Annotated in this window: 22 protein-coding genes; 10 read left to right on the top strand and 12 right to left on the bottom strand. The window is 36.9% G+C overall.

Annotation, left to right across the window (positions count from 1 at the left end):
- Nucleotides 1-63: 63 nt before the first annotated feature.
- The 8 genes from D0S48_RS17060 to mutY form a co-directional block, all read right to left on the bottom strand.
- The gene (locus tag D0S48_RS17060; RefSeq protein WP_151112943.1) at nt 64-1674 is read right to left on the bottom strand and encodes an ABC transporter substrate-binding protein; all 1611 of its coding nucleotides are present in this window, start codon (nt 1672-1674) and stop codon (nt 64-66) included.
- 24 nt (nt 1675-1698) lie between these two features.
- Entirely contained in the window at nt 1699-2682 is a 984-nt protein-coding gene (locus D0S48_RS17055) for an ABC transporter ATP-binding protein (protein ID WP_151112941.1), read from the bottom strand.
- Nucleotides 2657-3676: an ABC transporter ATP-binding protein gene (locus D0S48_RS17050; RefSeq protein WP_151112939.1), complete on the bottom strand. Its 1020-nt coding sequence runs from the start codon at nt 3674-3676 to the stop codon at nt 2657-2659. The genes D0S48_RS17055 and D0S48_RS17050 overlap by 26 nt, the downstream gene beginning before the upstream one ends.
- Before the next feature lie 189 nt (nt 3677-3865).
- Nucleotides 3866-5617, bottom strand: coding sequence for an ABC transporter ATP-binding protein (locus D0S48_RS17045; protein WP_144541440.1), 1752 nt, complete (start codon nt 5615-5617; stop codon nt 3866-3868).
- Between the two features lie 58 nt (nt 5618-5675).
- On the bottom strand, nt 5676-6215 hold the full coding sequence (locus D0S48_RS17040; protein WP_144541438.1) for a nucleoside tri-diphosphate phosphatase: 540 nt from the start codon (nt 6213-6215) through the stop codon (nt 5676-5678).
- A gap of 135 nt (nt 6216-6350) precedes the next feature.
- Nucleotides 6351-6560, bottom strand: coding sequence for a gamma-type small acid-soluble spore protein (locus D0S48_RS17035; protein WP_225216174.1), 210 nt, complete (start codon nt 6558-6560; stop codon nt 6351-6353).
- Between the two features lie 104 nt (nt 6561-6664).
- Nucleotides 6665-7408: an enoyl-[acyl-carrier-protein] reductase FabL gene (gene fabL / locus D0S48_RS17030; RefSeq protein ID WP_151112937.1), complete on the bottom strand. Its 744-nt coding sequence runs from the start codon at nt 7406-7408 to the stop codon at nt 6665-6667.
- The gene (gene mutY / locus D0S48_RS17025; RefSeq protein ID WP_151112935.1) at nt 7405-8475 is read right to left on the bottom strand and encodes an A/G-specific adenine glycosylase; all 1071 of its coding nucleotides are present in this window, start codon (nt 8473-8475) and stop codon (nt 7405-7407) included. The genes fabL and mutY overlap by 4 nt, the downstream gene beginning before the upstream one ends.
- A gap of 126 nt (nt 8476-8601) precedes the next feature.
- Here mutY and D0S48_RS17020 point away from each other — a divergent pair, with 126 nt between their 5' ends.
- A complete protein-coding gene (locus tag D0S48_RS17020; RefSeq protein WP_151112933.1) occupies nt 8602-9582 on the top strand; it encodes a metal-dependent hydrolase in 981 nt (326 codons plus the stop codon).
- Between the two features lie 32 nt (nt 9583-9614).
- Here D0S48_RS17020 and D0S48_RS17015 read toward each other — a convergent pair whose 3' ends face one another.
- The 3 genes from D0S48_RS17015 to recX are packed head-to-tail and all read right to left on the bottom strand — an operon-like array spanning nt 9615 to nt 11005.
- Nucleotides 9615-9869: a YfhJ family protein gene (locus D0S48_RS17015; RefSeq protein ID WP_144541428.1), complete on the bottom strand. Its 255-nt coding sequence runs from the start codon at nt 9867-9869 to the stop codon at nt 9615-9617.
- A 1-nt stretch (nt 9870) separates the two neighbouring features.
- A complete protein-coding gene (locus D0S48_RS17010) occupies nt 9871-10200 on the bottom strand; it encodes a YfhH family protein (RefSeq protein WP_144541426.1) in 330 nt (109 codons plus the stop codon).
- On the bottom strand, nt 10190-11005 hold the full coding sequence (recX, locus tag D0S48_RS17005) for a recombination regulator RecX (RefSeq protein WP_144541424.1): 816 nt from the start codon (nt 11003-11005) through the stop codon (nt 10190-10192). The genes D0S48_RS17010 and recX overlap by 11 nt, the downstream gene beginning before the upstream one ends.
- Before the next feature lie 101 nt (nt 11006-11106).
- Here recX and D0S48_RS17000 point away from each other — a divergent pair, with 101 nt between their 5' ends.
- From D0S48_RS17000 to D0S48_RS16965, 8 genes are all read left to right on the top strand, one after another.
- Nucleotides 11107-12003: a TIGR01777 family oxidoreductase gene (locus D0S48_RS17000; protein ID WP_151112931.1), complete on the top strand. Its 897-nt coding sequence runs from the start codon at nt 11107-11109 to the stop codon at nt 12001-12003.
- 131 nt (nt 12004-12134) lie between these two features.
- Nucleotides 12135-12944 (top strand): polysaccharide deacetylase family protein, encoded by an 810-nt coding sequence (locus tag D0S48_RS16995; RefSeq protein WP_151112929.1) that lies wholly within the window; start codon nt 12135-12137, stop codon nt 12942-12944.
- A 126-nt stretch (nt 12945-13070) separates the two neighbouring features.
- A complete protein-coding gene (rlmD, locus tag D0S48_RS16990) occupies nt 13071-14444 on the top strand; it encodes a 23S rRNA (uracil(1939)-C(5))-methyltransferase RlmD (protein ID WP_151112927.1) in 1374 nt (457 codons plus the stop codon).
- 133 nt (nt 14445-14577) lie between these two features.
- Nucleotides 14578-15102, top strand: a complete 525-nt coding sequence (locus D0S48_RS16985) for a YehS family protein (RefSeq protein ID WP_151112925.1) — start codon at nt 14578-14580, stop codon at nt 15100-15102.
- Between the two features lie 551 nt (nt 15103-15653).
- Complete coding sequence (locus tag D0S48_RS16980; protein ID WP_151112923.1) at nt 15654-17174, top strand: acetaldehyde dehydrogenase ExaC; 1521 nt, start codon at nt 15654-15656, stop codon at nt 17172-17174.
- 23 nt (nt 17175-17197) lie between these two features.
- Nucleotides 17198-17557, top strand: coding sequence for a DUF779 domain-containing protein (locus tag D0S48_RS16975; RefSeq protein ID WP_151112921.1), 360 nt, complete (start codon nt 17198-17200; stop codon nt 17555-17557).
- A 296-nt stretch (nt 17558-17853) separates the two neighbouring features.
- Nucleotides 17854-19269, top strand: a complete 1416-nt coding sequence (locus tag D0S48_RS16970; RefSeq protein ID WP_151112919.1) for an alanine/glycine:cation symporter family protein — start codon at nt 17854-17856, stop codon at nt 19267-19269.
- A 119-nt stretch (nt 19270-19388) separates the two neighbouring features.
- Nucleotides 19389-19964, top strand: a complete 576-nt coding sequence (locus D0S48_RS16965; RefSeq protein ID WP_151112918.1) for a DNA-3-methyladenine glycosylase I — start codon at nt 19389-19391, stop codon at nt 19962-19964.
- A gap of 264 nt (nt 19965-20228) precedes the next feature.
- Here D0S48_RS16965 and D0S48_RS16960 read toward each other — a convergent pair whose 3' ends face one another.
- Nucleotides 20229-20921, bottom strand: coding sequence for a hypothetical protein (locus D0S48_RS16960; RefSeq protein ID WP_151112916.1), 693 nt, complete (start codon nt 20919-20921; stop codon nt 20229-20231).
- A gap of 305 nt (nt 20922-21226) precedes the next feature.
- On the opposite strand from D0S48_RS16960, the gene D0S48_RS16955 reads away from it, so the two are divergent.
- Entirely contained in the window at nt 21227-21523 is a 297-nt protein-coding gene (locus D0S48_RS16955) for a YetF domain-containing protein (RefSeq protein WP_191697919.1), read from the top strand.
- Nucleotides 21524-21547: the final 24 nt, after the last annotated feature.

Below are 21547 nucleotides of genomic sequence, written 5' to 3'. Positions count from 1 at the left end.
TTAAAATACTTCTTATCCTTTAAAAGAGGAAGGAATCAAGAAGATTCCCTCCCCCATCAGTCTTTACTTAAAGTCAACGTTTCCTAATTTGTCTGAGCCAGTTGGATGTGGTGTGAAGCCTGTCAATTCTGCTTTACCAGCAAGTAATGGTGTTGAGTGAGCAAGTGGAACCCATGGTGCATCTTCAAATATTATTTCTTGAGCTTGTTTATATAATTCAATACGTTTGTTTTCGTCTACCTCTGATTGTGCTTCGATTAGAATTTCGTGTAATTGGTCATTGCTATAGTACGTGTAGTTATTACTTTCGATATTATCTTTGTCTAGCAATACATAAAGGAAATTATCCGCATCCCCGTTATCACCAGTCCATCCAAGTAAGAAAGCATCAGCTTCTCCTAAACGAGCTTTTTCTAAATATGTTGCCCATTCATAAGAAACGATTTTTGCATTGATGCCTACTTTTTCTAAGTTATTTTTAATTGCTTCTGCGACCTTTGCTCCGTCTGGCATATAAGGTCTTGGAACCGGCATAGCCCATAGCTCCATATCAAAGCCATCTGCTAATCCAGCTTCTGCTAAAAGTTCCTTTGCTTTTTCTGGATCATATTCGTAACCAGGAATATCGTTATTGTAGCCACTAATAGAAGAAGGCATAGGGTTTTTAGCGATTTCAGCTCCGCCCTCAAAGAAAGCATCTACAATTGCTTGCTTATCGATAGCATAATTCATTGCTTGGCGTACTTTTACGTTGTCAAAAGGCGGTCTAGTATTCGTTAGACCTAAGTAACCAACGTTCATGGACGGGCGCTCATACAGTTGTAGAGTAGAATCACCCTCAACTGTTTTACGATCAGACGGATTTACTCCATCAGCCAAATCAATGTCTCCAGCTAGTAGGTTGTTTAAGCGTGCTGCGTTATCCGGAATAGCACGGAATACAACTTTATCAAGCTTAGGCATACCATCTACCCAGTAATCTTCATATTTTTCAATTGTAATGGAATCATTTCGTTTCCATTCTACGAATTTGAATGGACCTGTTCCTACTGGATTATCTCCAAATTTCTCTTCATCTTTTTCAAATGCCGTTGGGCTTGCTATTCCGAATGGACTCATAGCAATATTTTTTAAGAAAGGAGCTTGTGGACGTTTAAGTTTAAATACTACTGTGTAATCACCATCAGCAGTAACTGACTCAATTACATGTCCTTCATCGCCTGCATATCCTCCAAACATAGAGCCATAGTAATAGAATTTTTCCTCTGAGCCATTAGCCCAGCGTTCAAAGTTTTTCACAACAGCCTCAGCATTAAAATCTGTACCGTCGTGAAATTTAACTCCTTCTTCTAAAGTAAATGTATAAGTTAAACCGTCATCAGATGTTACCCATTCTTTGGCAAGGCCTGCTTGAATAGTAGTATCTTCTTCACCAAAATTTAATAGTGTTTCAAATACATTTTGTGTAACTTTAAATGATTCACCGTCAGTTACTATAGCAGGATCTAGAGAAACAGAGTCTCCCCCTCGACCAAACACTAATACTTTATCCCCTGATGATGAGGAGGATTCTCCTTTTTTATCTCCTCCGGTTTCATCACTTGAACAAGCAACAATTGTAAAAGCAGCAAATATCATTAAAAACATAAAAGACAATAATTTCTTTTTTCTCACATGGACCCCTCCAAATTTATATTATCAATGCTGGACTGCCTCATTATAAAGATGGCAGGCAACAAAATGACTGTTCTTAACTTCCTCTAGCTTCGGTTTAACGGTTGTACAAACGTCCATTTTAAAAGGACAACGTGTATGGAATGTACAGCCTGTAGGAGGGTTAGAAGGGCTTGGAATATCTCCTTCTAATATAATTTGCTCCCTTTGAAATTGTGGATCAGGTACTGGCACAGCAGAGAGAAGTGCTTTTGTATAAGGGTGCAGCGGCTCTGCATACAAATTCTCACTAGGTGCAAGTTCGACCATTCTACCTAAATACATAACCCCTACTCGGTCGCTAATGTGACGGACCACTCCTAAATCGTGGGCGATAAATATATAGGTCAGTTTTAACTCCTTTTGCAAATCCTGCATAAGATTTAAAACTTGAGCTTGAATGGATACATCGAGTGCAGAAACGGGCTCATCCGCTATAATCAGCTTTGGATTGGTCATAAGTGCTCTAGCGATTCCAATACGCTGTCTTTGTCCACCACTGAACTGGTGAGGATATCGTTTTGCGTGATAGCTGCTCAGTCCTACAATTTCTAAAAAGTCATGAACCTTTTGTCTGCGAGTTTTAGGATCTCCGATTTGATGAACTATAAGCGGCTCCATTAAAATCTTCTCCACTGTATGACGAGGATTTAGAGAAGCATAAGGATCCTGGAACACCATTTGGATATCTCGTCTAACCTTGCGCATGGCCGAGTCTGAAATCTTCGTTAAATCCTTTCCTTCAAACATCACATTTCCTTCTGTTGGCTCTAGCAATCTCATAAGCATACGGCCTGTAGTAGATTTACCGCAGCCTGATTCTCCAACAATCCCTAACGTTTCTCCCTCATTCACAAAGAAAGATATGTCATCTACTGCTTTCACATAACCCACTTTTTTTGACAAAACACCCGAACGAATAGGAAAATATTTTTTCAGTCCGTCAACTTTTAACAGCGGCTCTGTCATAATCTGCAACCTCCTTAGAGTCATACAAGAAACATCTTGTTTTATGTCCCTCCGATGTTTCAAAAAGAGGAGGATTTTCCTGCAGACAGCGTTCGAATGCAAATTCACATCTTGCAGCGAATCGACAGCCCTGCTTTATAACTCCTGGCTTTGGCACATTACCAGGAATAGAATATAGTCGTTGCTTTTTGTATCTCATGTCAGGCACTGATGCAAGTAGCCCCTTTGTATATGGATGCTGAGGGTTTTTAAAAATAGTGTCAACTAGTCCTTCTTCTACTACTTTTCCTGCATACATGACCACTACACGTTCACAGGTCTCGGCCACTACACCAAGATCATGAGTGATAAGAAGTACAGCTGTATTTAGTCTTTTATTCAGATCTCGCATTAGCTTTAGGATTTGTGCTTGGATCGTAACATCTAATGCTGTAGTCGGTTCATCAGCTATCAATACCTCTGGATCACATACAAGCGCCATTGCAATCATAACCCTTTGACGCATACCACCTGAAAGTTGGTGAGGGTAGTCCTTCATAAGTGCTTCTGCTCTAGGAAGACCAACAAGCTTGAGCATCTCAACCGCTCTGTCCTTAGCTTGTTTTTTACTCCAGCCTTTTTTATGTAGGGTTATAGCTTCCATAAGCTGATTCCCAATTGTAAATAAAGGATTTAAAGAGGTCATCGGCTCCTGGAATATCATAGCAATCTCATTTCCTCTTACTTTTCTCATCTCTTTTTCAGAGAAAGTAGTTAAATCCTTGCCTTTAAATAAGATTTCTCCATTTGTTATTTTTCCAGGGGGACTAGGAATTAGACCCATAATTGATAGTGAGGTAACACTTTTACCACAGCCTGATTCGCCTACAATGCCTAAGATTTCCCCTTCTCTAACATGGAAATCTACATAATCAACAGATGGAATAACACCATCATCTGTAAAAAAGGAAGTTTGAAGACCTTTCACTTCTAATACTTTTTTTCCTTGTTCCATGATAACTCTCCTTTTTTACAAGACTATTTAAAATTTTCATTATATTTGTTCATATTGATATTTTACACATTTTAGCATTTTATGCAATACTTTTCGGACTATTTAAAACCTTCCCTATATTCAATAATCCATAAAAATAGTATAAAAAAACACCCAATAAGAACAAAATCGCCTTATTGGGTGTGTTTGTTAGTCCACAGTATCTAATTGTTGTATTTGAAATAAGTTATAATATACCCCTTTGTCCTTCATGAGTTTAGCATGAGAACCTTCCTCTGCTAATTCTCCATTTTCTATAACAAATATTTTATCTGCGTGAGTTATTGTGGAAAGTCTATGTGCTACGATAATTGTTGTTCGATTTTGTGCCAAACGCTCTAAAGAATCTTGAATTAAAGATTCGCTCTCTAAATCTAATGCTGAAGTCGCCTCATCTAGAACCAATATCGTTGGATTTTTTAAAAATACACGTGCAATTGCGACACGTTGCTTTTGACCTCCTGAAAGCTTAACTCCACGCTCTCCAACCTTTGTTTCGTATCCATCAGGCAGTTCCATAATGAAGTCATGTGCATTAGCAGCTTTTGCCGCCTCTATTACTTCTTCATCACTTGCATCTGGTTTACCCATTAAGATATTCGATTTTACGGAGTCACTAAACAAAATATTATCCTGTAGGACAATTCCTATTTGTTGTCTAAGCGATTCAATCGTCACGTCGCGAACATCTTTTCCATCGATTTGTACGCTACCTGATGTCACATCATAAAATCGGGGAATCAGGCTAATAATAGTGGACTTACCCCCACCACTCATCCCGACAAATGCAACTGTTTCACCAGCATTTACTCTAAGGTTTATATTATTAAGGATAGTTTGACCGTCTTTTTCATATTGGAAGGAAACATTGGAAAAGGTTACTTCCCCATATGTATTGCCTAACTTTTTAGCTTCAGGTTTATCGACAATATCATATTTCTCATCCATCAACTCAAATACTCGATCCATAGAAGCAAAGGATTGTGTTAATGTTGTTGAAGAATTAACTAATCGTCTTAAGGGACTATAAAGGCGCTCAATGTAAGCTATGAACGCAGCCATCGTTCCTACAGATAATCTTCCATGAATAGCCTCATATCCAGCGTAAGCAATTACTAATAGTGGAGCAATATCCGTAATAGTATTAACTACAGCAAATGCTTTTGCGTTCCATATCGTCTGATCCACTGCTTTATCTAGAAATTCTCCGTTCGTCTCATTGAATAATTTTTGTTCATGTTTTTCGAGTGTAAAGGTTTTAATAATACTCATCCCTTGGACACGTTCATGAAGATAGCTTTGTACTCCTGCAAGAGCCTGGGATCTCTTTCTTGTTAAATCACGAAGTCTTCCAAAAAAGAATTTAACACTGAATGCGTAGAACGGAAATGCTATTAAGGTAACTAATGTTAGCTTGACATTCATTGTCAACATAATGCCGATAGCTATTAGAATGGTAGCTAGATCAAGCCAGACATTCATCAAGCCAATCATAACAAAGTTTTTTGTTTGTTCTACATCATTAATAACGCGAGAAATCACTTCTCCTGCACGTGTGTTGGAATAGTATTTTAAGCTGAGTTTTTGAAGGTGTATGTATAGCTTTTGACGTATATCATACAAAATTTTATTGCTGACTAATTGTGCCAAATATTGTCGATAATACTCGATTGGTGGTCGAACGATTAAGAATACCAATGCGGTACCACCAAGCCAATAAATCAGTTGTTGGATTTTCTCATCCGTTGACATATCGCCGCCAATAATATCATCAACGACAATCTTAATCAATACAGGTATAAATAGTGGAATTGCAAATTTTATAACCCCAATAACAATTGTTAGGAATATTTGCCAATTATAAGGCTTCACAAATTCCATATATCTTTTCATGGTACTCACAAAATTACTTCCTTTCTTAAAACGGAAGAACCTGTTGTAAAGTCAACAGGTTCTTCAACTATTCATTCAGCTGTTTATAAAAATGATAACGACTTGTCCATGCCTCTATAAAGTCGGGAGCAAACGGCCCTCTTCTTTGCTTAATCCAAGAAATTAGTTTTTCTATATTTCGCTCAAGAATAGCATCCATCTCATCTGGATAATTCATTTCTCTTTTGTGCTGTTCGTATTCATCCTCATCTAAAATAGTGTAGGTCATGTCTGGAAAGACCTTCACATCTAGATCATAATCAATATATTTTAACCTTTGATTGTTGTAGACAAATGGCGAACTAATGTTGATGTAATAATATACGCCGTCTTCTCGAAGCATACAAATAATGTTAAACCAATGCTCTGCATGAAAGTAACAAATGGAAGGCTCTCTTGTAATCCATGTTCGGCCATCTGCCTCTATTACAAGAGTACGTTCGTTTGCACCTATCACAATATTCTTGGTGCCTTTTAAAACCATCGTTTCCTGCCAGACACGGTGGATACGGCCATTATGCTTGTAGCTGTGAATTTGAATAATTTCTCCTTCTGTTGGAATCGCCATGATTTAGCCACCTTTTCACCAAGCGCAAAATTGAATATTATACTTATTTCCCTATTATAGCAATCCATAGGAAAAAACTGTAGTAAAAAAATCAGCGAAGGCAAAATGCCCTCGCTGATTTTTGGTGAATCCATGTTATTTTGATTGGTTAGAAGAACCGTTCGAAAACTTCCCGCTAGCTTGTTGTTTTTTCATTTCAGCTTGACGGTTTTGCTCTTTAACTTGTTGAATTACAGTTTCTGAAGCAAACTCTTGTCTTTTGTTTGGTTGTTGACTGTTATTCTTTTTCATGGATTTCACCTCCGTACAAAATATATCATGTGCACTTTTGGAGATAATATTCATTTGAAATTTAAAAATGTTAAATTGAATTTTTTACTGCGGCGAACTGGAAGAAAGTAATTGATTTCCTCTCTATGCGGTCCAAATTAATGACCACATACTAACAATTACATTTTAATCGAACGTCCACCGTCCACTATAATAGTTTGTCCACGGATCATTGATGCGTCGTCGGATAGCAGGAACATTGCTGTTTTTACCATGTCTTCAATTTCAACCATTCGACCTGCCGGAGTGTTCAATCGAGCATCCTCTAATAATTGCTCTCTGTTTGGGAAATGCTTTAAAGCATCAGTATCTAATGCTCCACCGGAAACTGTATTAACTGCAATTCCTTTTTCAGCCAGCTCTACTGCCAAATATCGAGTGATAGACTCAATAGCAGCTTTAGATACACCTACTGTTGTGTAGTTTTCTAAATATCTAATAGATCCTAATGAGCTAATACCTAAAATTTTACCGCCATTCGGCATAAGCTTCGCAGCTTCCTGTGCTCCGAAAAGCATTGCTTTTGCATTAATACTCATCGTCCAGTCCCAATGGGATTCCTCTAATTCCATTATTGGTCGAAGAACGCCAGAAGCAGCATTACTAACGAAAATATCTAAACGACCGAACTCATCTTTGATTGTTTGGAACATCGCACGAAGCTTCTCTATATCTCCTACGTTTGCACGAATAAGCAAAGCTTTTTGACCTAAAGCTTCAATTTCTTGAACAGTTTCTAATGCAGCTGTTTTACTGCGCGCATAATTGACCACAATATCATAGCCATTTTTCGCAAGCTCGATGGCAATTGATTTTCCTAAACCTCTGCTGCTACCTGTTACTAATGCTACCGGATTTGTCATGTGATACTCTTCCTTTCCTTCCATGCATTCCACATTTTTAATACGGGAATAGGCATTGGTTGATTGTTAACTTCTTCTATAGAATACCATTGGCTATTCAATGATATTTTTTTTTCGTTCATAAGCTTTGCTTCGAAGCTTTCGATTTCCCAAACAAGATGAGAAAAAATATGCTTAAATGCTATCAATTCTTTTCCTTTTTGAATTTCCACTCCATAGTCAAGCTCTACCACTTCCTCAACTGTATGGGTGGAAGTTGGCAGCTCAACCATAGGGAATTGCCACATATTTGCAAGCAATCCTTTAGAGGGACGCTTCTCTAACAAAATTTTACCATCATTTCGTTGAATCACTACTGCCTTCATTTTATGTAATTTTGTCTTTTTATTTATTGTTTTTATTGGCAGTTCCTCTTGAACTCCCTCATAAAAAGCCGAACAATATTCTCGCACTGGACAAAGTAAACATTTGGGCTTCGTAGGAGTGCATATAATAGCCCCAAGTTCCATTAAACCTTGGTTAAATGCTGAAGGGTTATCCTTAAACATCAAGTTCATAACAGCTTCTTCAAATATCTTTTTCGTCTTTTGTTTAGCAATGTCCTCTTTTATCAATAAAATTCGAGAGAGTACTCTCATTACATTTCCATCAACTGCATGCTCCGGAATATCATATGCAATGCTTAACACTGCTCCAGCCGTATAAGGTCCAACGCCCTTTAGCTTTGATATTTCCTTTCGGTTGTTCGGTACTACGCTATTATATTCTTCTACAACTTCCCTTACTCCTGCTTGCAGGTTACGGGCTCTTGAATAATAGCCCAAGCCTTCCCACTCTTTTAATAGTTCTCCCTCTTCCGCTTCTGCAAGTGATTCCAGAGAGGGATATTTAGAGATAAATCTCTCATAATAAGGGATAACTGTATCAACCTTTGTTTGCTGTAGCATTACTTCGGATACCCAAATTTTGTATGGATCTTTTGTTTTTCTCCAAGGCAAATCTCGTTTTTCCTCTAAAAACCAGGATACTAGTGACTCACCAATTTGCTTATTATATAATTCGTTCACATTTAGATTCCTTTCCCTGCGATTATTGTATGTAATAATAGGGTATAACTTTAATAATTACTTTGTTAATTTATCTACTTTATCTTATGATTAAGATAACTTGTTTCCTAAAGGAGCTGGTCACACATGGATACAGGTACACATATCGTTATGGGTATTGCACTTGGTGGTTTGGCAATGGCAGATCCCGTCGTTACAAGTAGTTCTCTAACTACTACTGCAGTAATTGCAGGAACTATAATCGGATCTCAAGCCCCTGATATAGATACTGTTCTAAAATTAAGAAATAATGCAATCTACATACGCCATCATCGTGGTATTACCCACTCTATTCCAGCCGTTCTTTTATGGCCGTTACTAATATCTGGTGTATTATGGTTAATTATCCCTGAAGCAAATTGGCTTCATCTTTGGCTTTGGACGTTTTTAGCAGTGTTTCTTCATGTCTTTGTTGATATTTTTAATTCATATGGAACTCAGGCATTGCGCCCCTTCTCTAAAAAATGGGTGGCATTGGGAGTCATAAATACATTCGATCCAATCATATTTGGTATTCATGTACTAGGCCTATTATTATGGATGTTTGGATTTAATCCAGTACCTACATTCCTTACAATGTACGCTATAATCGCTATTTATTACATTTTACGCTTTGCGGTGCAAAGTGCTGTTAAAAATAGTGTAAAGAAAACGATTCCAGATACAACAGAAATTATTGTTGCTCCCACTATAAAATTTTTTCAATGGAGAATTGCAGCTAGCTCAGAGACCCATCATTATGTAGGTAGAGCATACGGACGTTCCATTACAATTTATGATAAGTTTGAACGAGAGGAAATTCCTGATTCTCCTTTAGTAGAGGCAGCACTTAAAGATACAAACCTAAGTGCCTTCACTTCGTTTTCGCCTATTTACAGATGGGAAATAACAAAGTTCGAACATATTCACGAAGTACGTCTTATCGATTTACGTTATAGAAGTAACGATTATTATCCTTTTGTGGCAGTTGTGCACTTGAATGAAGACTTGGATATTATCAACTCATACACAGGCTGGATATTCAGTGAAGATAAGCTAAGAAAAAAATTAGACTTTTTACCTCATTAAAACAGAGACGCTAGGAATCATATTCCTAGCGTTTAATCTGTATCCAGTAAATGCTTGTATTTTTCGTTCGTGGTTGCAAACTCATGCAATTGTCCGCCGTAGCCATCTATCCACTTTTTAATGACCATTTCTGTCACCGCTGCACCTTTGTATTCATAACCTGCACGCGCATAGGATGATTCAAAATCAGACCATAGTAATTCTATCCAAGCCCTTGCCTTTTCAAAGGACAGCTTATCATTTTTCTCTAGTAATAAATTTGTTAACTCATTTATTTTAGTTTCCATATTATTTTCCTTCCTCTAATGGCTCTAGTATAGAAATTGGTAATGCTTCCTCGTACTTATCTCCACCTAAACGATATCCCCAAGCAAATTTACCTTTTAAATATTCTACTTGAAAGAACATCCCTGGGTCACCACTAATTCTATACATTTCTCCTGGTTTAATCGAATTGACATCAGTAAGGAAAGATTGAGCCATCATTGCTTTTCGTTCATATACTGCATACTCATTAACGATGCCTAATTGCTCTGCCTTTCTTGCCTTTTCTTTTAAGTTAGCAATTTCAGTTCGAAGCTCCTGCTCCGACATCTGACTATATTTTTTATTGTTCATCTAGTGCTTCCAACTCCTTCTTTTCTATATACAAGTCTATATGCTCAGCAGGAAATCCTTTTAGGTAAAGTGCCTGCTTCACACGCTGTTTCAGATCAAAGCCACTATATTTGGAAGAATACTTCCTCCAGATCTTCTCTCCTTGAGTTGCAATTATGTCTAGCCATTCTTCATCTTTCTTTTCTAGCTCAAAGGAATCAATTGCTTGAGAAATGATGCTAAAGTTATAACCTTTTCTTTGAAGGTTTTCCTGCACCTTTTGTTTGATTTGCCGAGGGGTTTTATTTTGGTTTTGATTGATAATTTTTTCAGTTAGCTTTTTGGCAATAGAAACCTGTTCCTCTTCCGAGTATGTAGCAAGCACTTCCTCCTGAAGTTCCTTTTCTATCCCTTTTTTCTTCAGTTCCTGACGAATAGCAGCAGGGCCTTTCTTGCTACTATTTTTTTGAGTCTCAACTAAAGCCTTTGTAAAACTTTCATCATTTAGAAATCCGTGCTCATACAATTTACGAATAGCTTCTAACACGACAGCCTCGCCGAACTCACTTTGTAATAGCTTTTGCTTTACCTCATGCTCACTTCTCATCCGAAAGCTTAAATAATTGATGGCTTTATTATAAGCCTTTCGCACTTCATCATCAAAAACAATTTCATCTAAAGTGAAAGCCTCAATGACTTTTCCTTTAGTCAGTTGATATTTTATCAAGACTGCCTCGTCTACACTAAAGGCATACTTTTCATCCAAATATAAATTATACCGTTCATTATTCTTTTTTTGACGTCCTATTTTTGTAATAATCGGCATACGATAATCTCTCCATTCCACTTACTTTAAGTATAACGTATAAATTCGTGTGTGATAAATGATTGAACTGTTACTATAGTGTAAAGAGGAGGCTGATTTAGATGAAAGTAGCAATAACTGGCGGAACTGGTTTTGTAGGAAGAGCTTTGACGAGGCTGTTGGAACATAAAGGACATGAAGTTATTATTTTATCGAGGTCACGCTCGCATCAACAAGGTAACGTCACATACATTAACTGGCTTTCAAATGATACTAGACCTGAGGAATATTTGGAGGGTATTGATGCAATAGTAAATTTAGCTGGAGAATCGATTAATAACGGACGTTGGTCAGAAAAGCAAAAAGAAAAAATCTATGATAGCAGAATGCAAGCCACCAACGAAATAATTCGTATTATAGGATTATTAGAGCAAAAACCAAAAGTATTAATCAATGCAAGCGCTATAGGAATTTACCCCGCTTCTAACGAGAGAATATATAACGAACGTTCTACTGAGAAAGGACATGACTTCTTAGCTAAAACAGTAGCTGATTGGGAGCAAAAAGCTTCCTCCGCTGAGGAATATGGAGTCCAAGTAGCTTTTGGGAGATTTGGAATTATATTAGGCAGAACAGAAGGAGCGCTTCCGTTAATGGCACTCCCCTACAAAATGTTTGTTGGCGGTCCTATAGGAAAAGGAGATAATTGGATGTCCTGGATTCATGTTCAGGATGTCGCTAATGCACTTTTATTTGCAATTGAGAACAATATAGGCGGACCTTTTAATGTAGTTGCCCCCGATCCTAAAAAGATGAATGAATTTAGTAAAACACTGGCGACCGTATTAAAAAGACCGCATTATTTTCCGGTTCCAGCATTTGCTTTAAAATTTGCACTTGGCGAAAAAAGCCAACTTGTCTTAGAAGGTCAAAAAGTACTTCCTGAAGTATTGATAGCAGCTGGATTCGCCTTCGACTTCCCTGATTTAGAAAGTGCCTTAAATGATATATATAAATAGTAAGTCCACTTGCATTATAGTAAAACTAACCAACTGGTAAAAATGAATAAATCCCATTCCCAAGTGCAATCTATTTTTAAAGAGATTGCGCTTTTTTGTGCAAACATTCATTAGAAAAGGAGCAAATAATTATGTGGAAGCAGCACGTAATAGGAATTATAATAGCAACCTTTATCATAAGCCTCGGCTTTTCCTATGAGCCATTTACGGCAGAAGCGAAGGAGATACATTGGGGATTTAAAAAAGCTCGAGATGAAGTTCCACCTGAGGCCGGAGCAGAACTAGATGCATTGTTAGAAAAACACGGGGCAATTTATAAAGGCCCTGCTGACAAGAAGATTATATACCTCACCTTTGATAATGGTTATGAGAACGGCTATACCGCTAGTATTTTAGATACATTAAAAGCAGAAAATATTAGTGCCACCTTCTTTTTAACAGGCCATTATCTAGAGAGTGCCACCCCACTCGTAAAACGTATGATTGAAGAAGGACATCAAATAGGTAACCATTCTTACGGGCATCCAAATCTTGCAAAAATGTCAAAGGATGAAATAAAAAAAGAACTACAGAAATTTGATAACCGTCTAAAAGAGCTTACTTCTTTAGAGAGAACTACTGTCACTAGACCTCCCGAGGGAATTTTTGATGAAGATGTATTAGCTGCAGCAAATGAAATTGGTCATCAGCATTTTTTCTGGTCAATCGCTTTTATTGATTGGCATCGAGATCAGAAAAAAGGTGGTCAATATGCTTACAACGAGTTAATAACACAAATTCATCCAGGGGCAATCGTCCTTATGCATACCGTGTCTCCTGACAATGCAGATGGGCTTCCGGCCTTTATTAAAGAAGCGAAAAAACGAGGCTATACATTTGGTAGGATTAATGATCTTAACTTATCCAAACTAGATATACCTGATTATTCTCTTCCACAGTAAATTCCTTTATAATAGATGTTAATGCAACTAGGTGCCAGTTAGTATCATTAACTGGCACCTTTAACTTGCAACCGACCATATAAAAAAGTTATACTGTTTTATTGGTTGATAAAGGACGTGAAGGATATGAAAGAACAAACAGTTATAAAAGTAGGACAAGAGTTCCCACTTACTATAAAGAGGCTAGGCATTAATGGTGAAGGAGTCGGCTTCTTTAAGCGCAACGTAGTATTTGTTAAAGGAGCACTTCCTGGAGAAGTGGTAACTGCTCAAGTAACTATAGTAACTCCGAAATACGCAGAAGCAACGATAAAAAAAATCAGACAGGCTTCTCCAGACAGAGTGAAACCACCTTGTCCAGTATACGAAGCATGCGGAGGATGCCAACTTCAGCATATGACCTATGAGCGAGAGCTAATTGAAAAAAGAGATATGGTAATCCAAGCGCTTGAGCGATATATGAAAGATCTAACTCCAACGATTGAGGTCAGATCTACGCTTGGGATGGAAAACCCATGGTTATATCGAAACAAAAGCCAGTTTCAAACAAGACAGCTAGGTAATGATGTAATCGCCGGTTTATATGCAGAAGGTACTAACAAGTTAATCGATATTAACGAATGTATGGTACAACATCCTGCCACTACCCGTATCACAAACGAAATAAAAGCGTACTTAAAAGAGCTTAATATTCCAATTTATGACGATAAAAATCCTCAGGGACTTGTTCGTACTATTGTTGTGCGTACCGGAATGAAAACTGGGCAAATCCAAGTGACTTTAGTGACTACCCAAAAGAAAATGCCACGTAAAGAAGATCTTGTACAAATGATTCGTAAAATCGATTCTAATATTGTGTCCATTAGCCAGAACATTAACCCTGGAAAAACATCTTTAGTGTTTGGTGAAACGACCTTCAATTTATTTGGTAAGGAAATCATTCATGAAAAACTTGGAGAATTGGCATTTGACCTATCTGCCCGTGCATTCTTCCAATTGAATCCTGAACAAACTGAGCACCTTTACGATGAAATTGAAAAAGCTTCCGGGTTAACGGGTAAAGAAACAGTAGTGGACGCATATTGTGGTGTCGGAACAATCGGGCTTTGGCTTGCTAAAAATGCAAAAGAGGTTCGTGGTATGGACATTATTGAGGAGTCTATTAAGGATGCTAAGAAAAATGCTAAACGTAACGGCTACCAAAACACGATGTATGTTCATGGAACTGCAAAAAAATGGTTGAAACAATGGCAGAGCGAAGGGTTTGTACCAGACGTACTGACAGTAGATCCGCCTCGAACTGGATTAGATCAGGAGCTTCTTAAAACAGTGCTAGAAATAAAACCTAAACGTTTTGTGTATACTTCATGTAATCCTTCCACTCTTGCAAAGGACTTGCAGGAGTTGACGAAAATTTACCATGTAGAATATATGCAGCCTGTTGATATGTTCCCACAGACAGCTCATATTGAAGTAGTTACTTTGCTTACGTTAAAATAATGGTTCATTGTAAAAAGGATCCGGGAATCTGAGTGATTCTCGGATTTTCTTCTATACTGTTTATCACTGTAGAAGGAAGGCTATTACATAACATTAGAAGCATATGCATTTGAATGCTAGAGGAGGATTATAAATGGAAAATAATGATATATTGATACGATTGAGATATGCATTAGATATTAAAAACAAAGAAATGGTTGAAATCTTTAAACTTGGTGGCGTAGAAATTTCCAAGGAAGACGTTTTGAAGCTGTTAACTAAATCCAAGGATAGCTTTGAAAGTGACTATGATGAGAGTCCTGAGGAAGAGGATAACCAATTAAAATGTAACAATAAAATGTTAGAATCCTTTTTAAATGGTCTTATTACTTTTAAAAGAGGACCACAGGAGCAAAAACAAGGACAACAAGTAGCCCCACCATCCCCATCTGGAAATAGTGAAAGTGTCAATAACATGCTTATGAAGAAAGTGAAAATAGCATTGGCATTAACTAGTGAGGATATGATTGATATTCTCGAAGAGTCAAGAGTAGCTATTACGAAAAGTGAGTTAAGTGCCATCCTACGAAAAGAAGGTCACCGCAACTATAAAGAATGTGGCGACAAATTTGCTAGAAATTTCTTAAAAGGGTTGGCCATCAAATATAGAGGTTTATAAATCCTCGGTGACTGTCCTCTGAGTCCTCTATCATTTAAAATATATTGAAAAGGCAAGAATGCTGCTGTTAAACCAACATTCTTGCCTTTTTATATGTTCTATTTTCAGACCATTTTTAAGAGCTTACCAGCATAAATATTATCTTTTTAGAAACAGTTTACTGAAAATATTTTTTAATAATATATTTTTAATTTAGCAAAGACATACCCCTTATGAAAGCCAATCTAAATCTTAATTAAAATTAGAATAAAGATTCATTATACATGCATAAAAATTCATGAATTATTTTATTATTCTGTTATAATACATTATACAAAAATCCACTTAAATATATAGATAATTGTTATATATCAATTATCTAATGTTAAATAATTGTATATTAACCAATTGTATATTTTCAATTTTAAAAAGAAACTTTTTTTTCTAATTGTGAATAAAAAATGAATTTATTTCTTGCTTTCTTTTTTTTTCTGGTGCATGATGTGATTATTGCAAGGCGTCAGACGTCTGAGCATTAAGTGATAAAAATATTATTTTTGGGGGCAATAAATATGATTTATGCAAATCCTAATACTGCTGGTGCAGTAGTTGACTTTAAAGATCATTACGATAATTTTATCGGCGGACAATGGGTAGCTCCAGTTAACGGAGAATACTTCGATGTAGTCTCACCACTTACAGGTAAAGTATTTACTAAAGCCGCTCGTTCTACAGAAGCAGATATCGAGCTTGCATTAGATGCTGCTCATGCTGCTAAAGGTGCTTGGGCTGCTACATCTGTAGCCTACCGTGCGATTATTTTAAACAAAATTGCTGACCGCATGGAAGAAAACTTAGAAAAAATTGCTGTTGCGGAAACATGGGATAATGGGAAAGCTGTTCGTGAAACATTAAATGCTGATATTCCATTGGCAATAGATCATTTCCGTTACTTTGCAGGGGCTATCCGTGCTCAAGAAGGCGGTATTAGTCAAATTGATAACGATACAGTAGCTTATCATTTCCATGAGCCAATCGGGGTTGTAGGACAAATTATTCCTTGGAACTTCCCTCTACTAATGGCTGTTTGGAAAATCGCTCCAGCCTTAGCTGCAGGTAATACAATTGTTATGAAACCAGCTGAACAAACACCTGCTTCATTAATGGTGTTATTAGAGCTTATCCAAGATATCCTACCAACTGGTGTTTTAAACGTTGTAAACGGTTTCGGTGCAGAAGTTGGGAAACCACTTGCTACAAACCCACGTATCCAAAAAGTAGCGTTCACTGGTTCAACTGGTGTTGGTCGCTTAATCATGCAATATGCAACTGAAAACATTATTCCTGTAACATTAGAGCTTGGTGGTAAGTCACCTAACGTATTCTTCGAAGACGTTATGGATGCAGATGATGAGTTCTTAGACAAAGCAATCGAAGGCTTGGTATTATTCGCTCTTAACTCTGGTGAAATTTGTACTTGTCCATCTCGTGCACTTGTTCAAGAATCAATTTATGAAAAATTCATGGAACGTGCATTAGAACGCATTAAAGCTATTAAAATTGGTAACCCATTAGATACAGAAACTATGATGGGCGCTCAAGCTTCCAACCAACAATTACAAAAAATTCTTTCTTACATCGAAATTGGTAAAGAAGAAGGCGCAGAATTGTTAATCGGCGGAACTCAAAATAAACTTGAAGGTGACCACGAAGGCGGTTACTATGTTGCTCCAACAGTATTCAAAGGGAACAATAAAATGCGTATCTTCCAAGAAGAAATCTTTGGACCAGTACTTTCTGTTACTACATTCAAAGACTTTGACGAAGCAATGGAAATTGCGAATGATTCTGAGTTCGGATTAGGTGCTGGAGTTTGGTCTCGTAACATTGACACGGCTTACCGTGCTGGTCGTGCAATCCAAGCTGGTCGTGTTTGGACAAACACTTACCACCAATACCCTGCTCATGCAGCATTCGGAGGATTCAAGCAATCTGGTATCGGTCGTGAAAACCACTTAATGATGCTTGAACACTATCAACAAACTAAATGTATGCTAGTTAGCTACAACAAATCAGCAATGGGCTTCTTCTAAAAAGTTAGAAAAGAGATGAAAGAATGGTAGAACGCATCGTAGCAACAGAAAAAGCTCTTACGCTAATCAATGAGCTTGAGACAAAGCATGGGGCAATTATGTTCGTACAGTCTGCTGGCTGCTGCGATGGTTCTGCTCCAATGTGCTACAGGCAGGGAGACTTCTATATCGGAAGTCGTGACCTCCTAATTGGTACAGTTGGAAATGCGCCCTACTATATGCACCAGTCTCACTACACTTATTGGCAACATACACAGCTAATATTAGATGTCGTCGAGGGTATGGGGGCCGCCTTTTCTCTCGAAAGCACAGAAGGTATTGCATTTCATATTCATTCTCGTGTATTTTCAGATGAGGAAAGAGCGGAATTACCTACTCTTTAACTTGATATGGATAAAAAGAATAATCTTTTTATCCATATTTTTTTATACCTATTTACACAAATAGTGTAATTAGACTTTCCTCTTTGAAATTTTTATTATAAAATTATTAGATTGTAATATTTCTGTTTGAAAATAGAGAGTTGGTTTTTACACAAAACCAACTCTATTTATTTACTCAACACTATTCATCTTACAAAATGAGTACTTGTGAGATGTTTAGATAAGAGAAATTAAACCAATCTATATAAAATAGGTATTACATAACTAGCGTTACGGATTTTTAGGAGGAATTAATAATGAGTTTGTTTGAAAGTATGTTACAGGATGTGAATAATGCTTTATATTCTTACATATTAATCATACTCTTAGTAGGAGTAGGAATATTTTTCACAGTAAAGACAAAGTTTATTCAAATTAGATTAATACCAGAAATGTTCCGTGTTGTTACAGAAAAAGCTACTGTTGATAGTTCTGGAAAAAAAGGCGTCTCTTCCTTTCAGGCTTTTACAATATCTGCGGCCTCTCGCATTGGTACCGGCAACATAGCTGGTGTTGCAACCGCTATTGCGCTCGGAGGACCTGGAGCAATATTTTGGATGTGGATGATTGCTATTATTGGTGGTGCTTCTTCTTTAATAGAAAGTACTCTGGCACAGGTGTACAAAGTTAAAGATGGTAATATGTACCGTGGTGGACCAGCGTACTATATGGAAAAAGGATTAAATAAGCGTTGGATGGGTATTCTTTTTGCAGTTGTGATTACTCTTACATATGGATTTGTGTTTAATGCAGTGCAAGCCAATACTATCACTATTGCTTTTGAAGAGAGCTTTGGATCTAGTCGAGTAGTAGTTGGTATCATTTTATCAATATTTACTGCAGTCATAGTTTTCGGTGGTCTTAAACGAATAGTAAGTGTTACGCAAATTCTAGTACCAGTGATGGCATTAGCATATATTGCTGTTGCTCTTCTTGTAGTTTTTTTGAACATTAGTGAGTTACCAAATGTATTCATTCTTATATTCAAATCAGCATTTGGTTTTGAAGAAGCATTTGCAGGGATGGTCGGAGCTGCCATCATGAATGGGATTAAAAGAGGATTATTCTCAAATGAAGCAGGGATGGGTTCTGCCCCAAACGCAGCGGCGACTGCTTCCGTTTCTCATCCTGTGAAACAAGGTCTCATTCAAACACTTGGTGTTTTTATTGATACAATAATTGTTTGTACATCAACAGCTGCCATTGTTTTACTAAGCGATGCATACCTTCAATCTGAAGCGGCTTCGGTCAATTTAACACAGGTTTCTTTAGTTGATAGCTTAGGTAGCTGGGCAAGTACATTTTTAGCCATCGCGATATTTATGTTTGCTTATAGCTCAGTAATAGGTAACTACTATTACGGCGAAACAAACATCGGATTTATCAAGGAGTCCAAGACTATGCTACTTATTTTCCGTGTGCTTGTAGTCGGTTTTGTTATGTTTGGTTCTGTGGCAAAAGTTCAACTTGTATGGGATTTAGCTGACCTCTTTATGGCTTTAATGGCTATCATTAACCTAGTTGCTATCCTTATGCTATGGAAAATTGCCAAACGTGTTATAAATGATTATGTGTTACAACGAAAAAAAGGATTGGATCCTGTATTCTACAAGAAAAATGTGCCTGACATAGGAGAAGTAGAATGCTGGGGTGATGAAGACAAAGATCGTTAACATTATAAATGGTTGGTAGTGAAATATCACTATCAACCATTTTTTATTGCTATTTAGTATTTTCTATAATACAATGAAAACAGAATATACGTTCGCATTAAAAGGGGATGACCTTAAACATGGAGAATAGATGTAATTGGGTAGTTGGCAAGGAACCTTTATACAAAGAATATCATGACCGAGAATGGGGTGTCCCCGTTTATGATGATAGACACCTATTTGAGATGCTATGTCTCGAAGGCGCTCAAGCAGGACTTAGCTGGTGGACAATACTACAAAAACGTGAAAATTATCGCCAAGCATTTGATAACTTTGAGGCCAACAAAATTATTAATTACAATGAAGAAAAGATTCAATCTCTTCGTGAGAACAGCGGAATTGTTCGAAACCGTCTTAAAATTCTTAGTGTGATAACTAACGCCCACGCTTTCCTAAAAATTCAAAAGGAACATGGATCTTTTTCTAATTATATTTGGAATTTTGTTGATGGCTCTCCTATTATTAATCATTGGAATTCGGTTACTGATGTACCTACTTCCAATGAAATAAGTGATTCAATGAGTAAACGTTTAAAAAAAGATGGCTTTGTTTTTGTTGGAAGCACTATTTGCTATTCATATATGCAGGCTGTTGGAATGATCAACGACCACACGATAGACTGTTATCTTCATCCCTCCAACTTAAAAAAGCGTTAAAATATACTGTATTTGCCCTTTAGTTCTAATTTCCCTTGTTTTAATGTAGGTTTGGACAGACTTATTCTATATCATTGCCGAATAATTTTAGACTGTTGAGTCCACTGACTTTACGTCTTTTTAATAATCTTATAGATATGCCTGTCCGTAGACTTCCTACAATGCTGAAGGATTATCATTCCCCGCAAAACACGATGTCTAAAGCTAAGATCAAGATGCTCTCCTATAATCAAAGGGATTAAAGCTATCGTTTAGATTACTCTTTTATGCATTATAGAATTCATTTGTGAGCCTCTCCATGTATTCCTCTTCACTTTCTCCGTCTCCCTGTTGGTATTTTTCCATTAAAATTGGTGTTAGCTTAGACCAAAGTACATCCATTATATAGATATCTCGATCAAAGATATTATCTAACTCCTCTAAAGTAACTCCAATGCTTTTAGCATATTGCTCCTTTTCTTCTGGAACAATGCCCTTTACATTCTCTTCTATATAGCTAGCAACCTCTGAAGGTTTAACCTCGATATTATATTTCTTTTTAGCCATTTCTATCGCCAACAAATTTTCCTTCACATAATATTGGGAGTATACTTTTAACTCCTTTTTATCATATTCTTTATTTCCTATAACGCTTTCTACCTTTAAGCGGAACTCCATTTTGTCTTCATTGAAGTAAGTTGAGAGGCTCTCCTCTGTACCCTTTTCAATTTCTTCTTGAACTGAAAAGCTAGGGATTTCCTCCAAAACCTGTTCAATTGCTTGATCTAACTTTGCATAATCTAATTCCACAATATTTTCTTCACCTTCGTGGCTATGTCCCTCATGGTCATCATGGTCATGACCGTCATGCTCCTCCTCAGCTATACCTGTACCATTAGAAATTTCCTCATCCTTACCACAGGCTGTAAGTATACTCAAAATTATCAATCCCAACAAAAATATATTTATTTTCTTCATGTCATCTCTCCTTCAATAAATATTGACGTCCCTTATGTTTTCCTAATAGATGTTGTGGTAAAGAAATAAAAAAACAACTTTAGTAGGGTGTCAATTGTTTGATTTAAACTGGATGGAAATCTGGCGAATAATCCTATTAGGTGTCATGGCTTATATCGTCTAAATCATCATGTTGAGACTTGCTGGAAAACGCTCCTTAGCACAGTTAAATGCCTTTGACTTGTAATCACAGTATCTATTGGTTCAGTATTTGCTACTATTATGCTTGTAAGGTCTCTATTTTCGATGGAATTGCAGCTTTATTTGTGTTAATTGCTCTCCAATGGCTATTTTCGTTTAGCAGTAAAAAATCAGATACTTTTGATGATATTGTAACTGCAGATGTAGCATTGCTTTATTACAGTGGAAGCTATTTTTATAAAACAATGAAAAAAGAAAGAATACGTGAAGATGAAGTTATCCAATCGGTTCGAATGGATGGTAATTTATCTATGGATGAAGTTCAAGTCGTTATTTTAGAATCCATTGGTGAGCTTTCTATCATCCCAAAATCTAACCATTCCAAGGAAGATACAATAATTAACATAAAAAATCGATCATGACGCGCAAGCCAAGATAGTTAATTT

The sequence above is a fragment of the Psychrobacillus sp. AK 1817 genome, assembly GCF_008807035.1.
Classification (GTDB): Bacteria; Bacillota; Bacilli; order Bacillales_A; family Planococcaceae; genus Psychrobacillus; species Psychrobacillus faecigallinarum.
The sequence above is the reverse complement of the archived record's forward strand: the minus strand, read 5'-3'. Positions and strand labels throughout refer to the sequence as shown.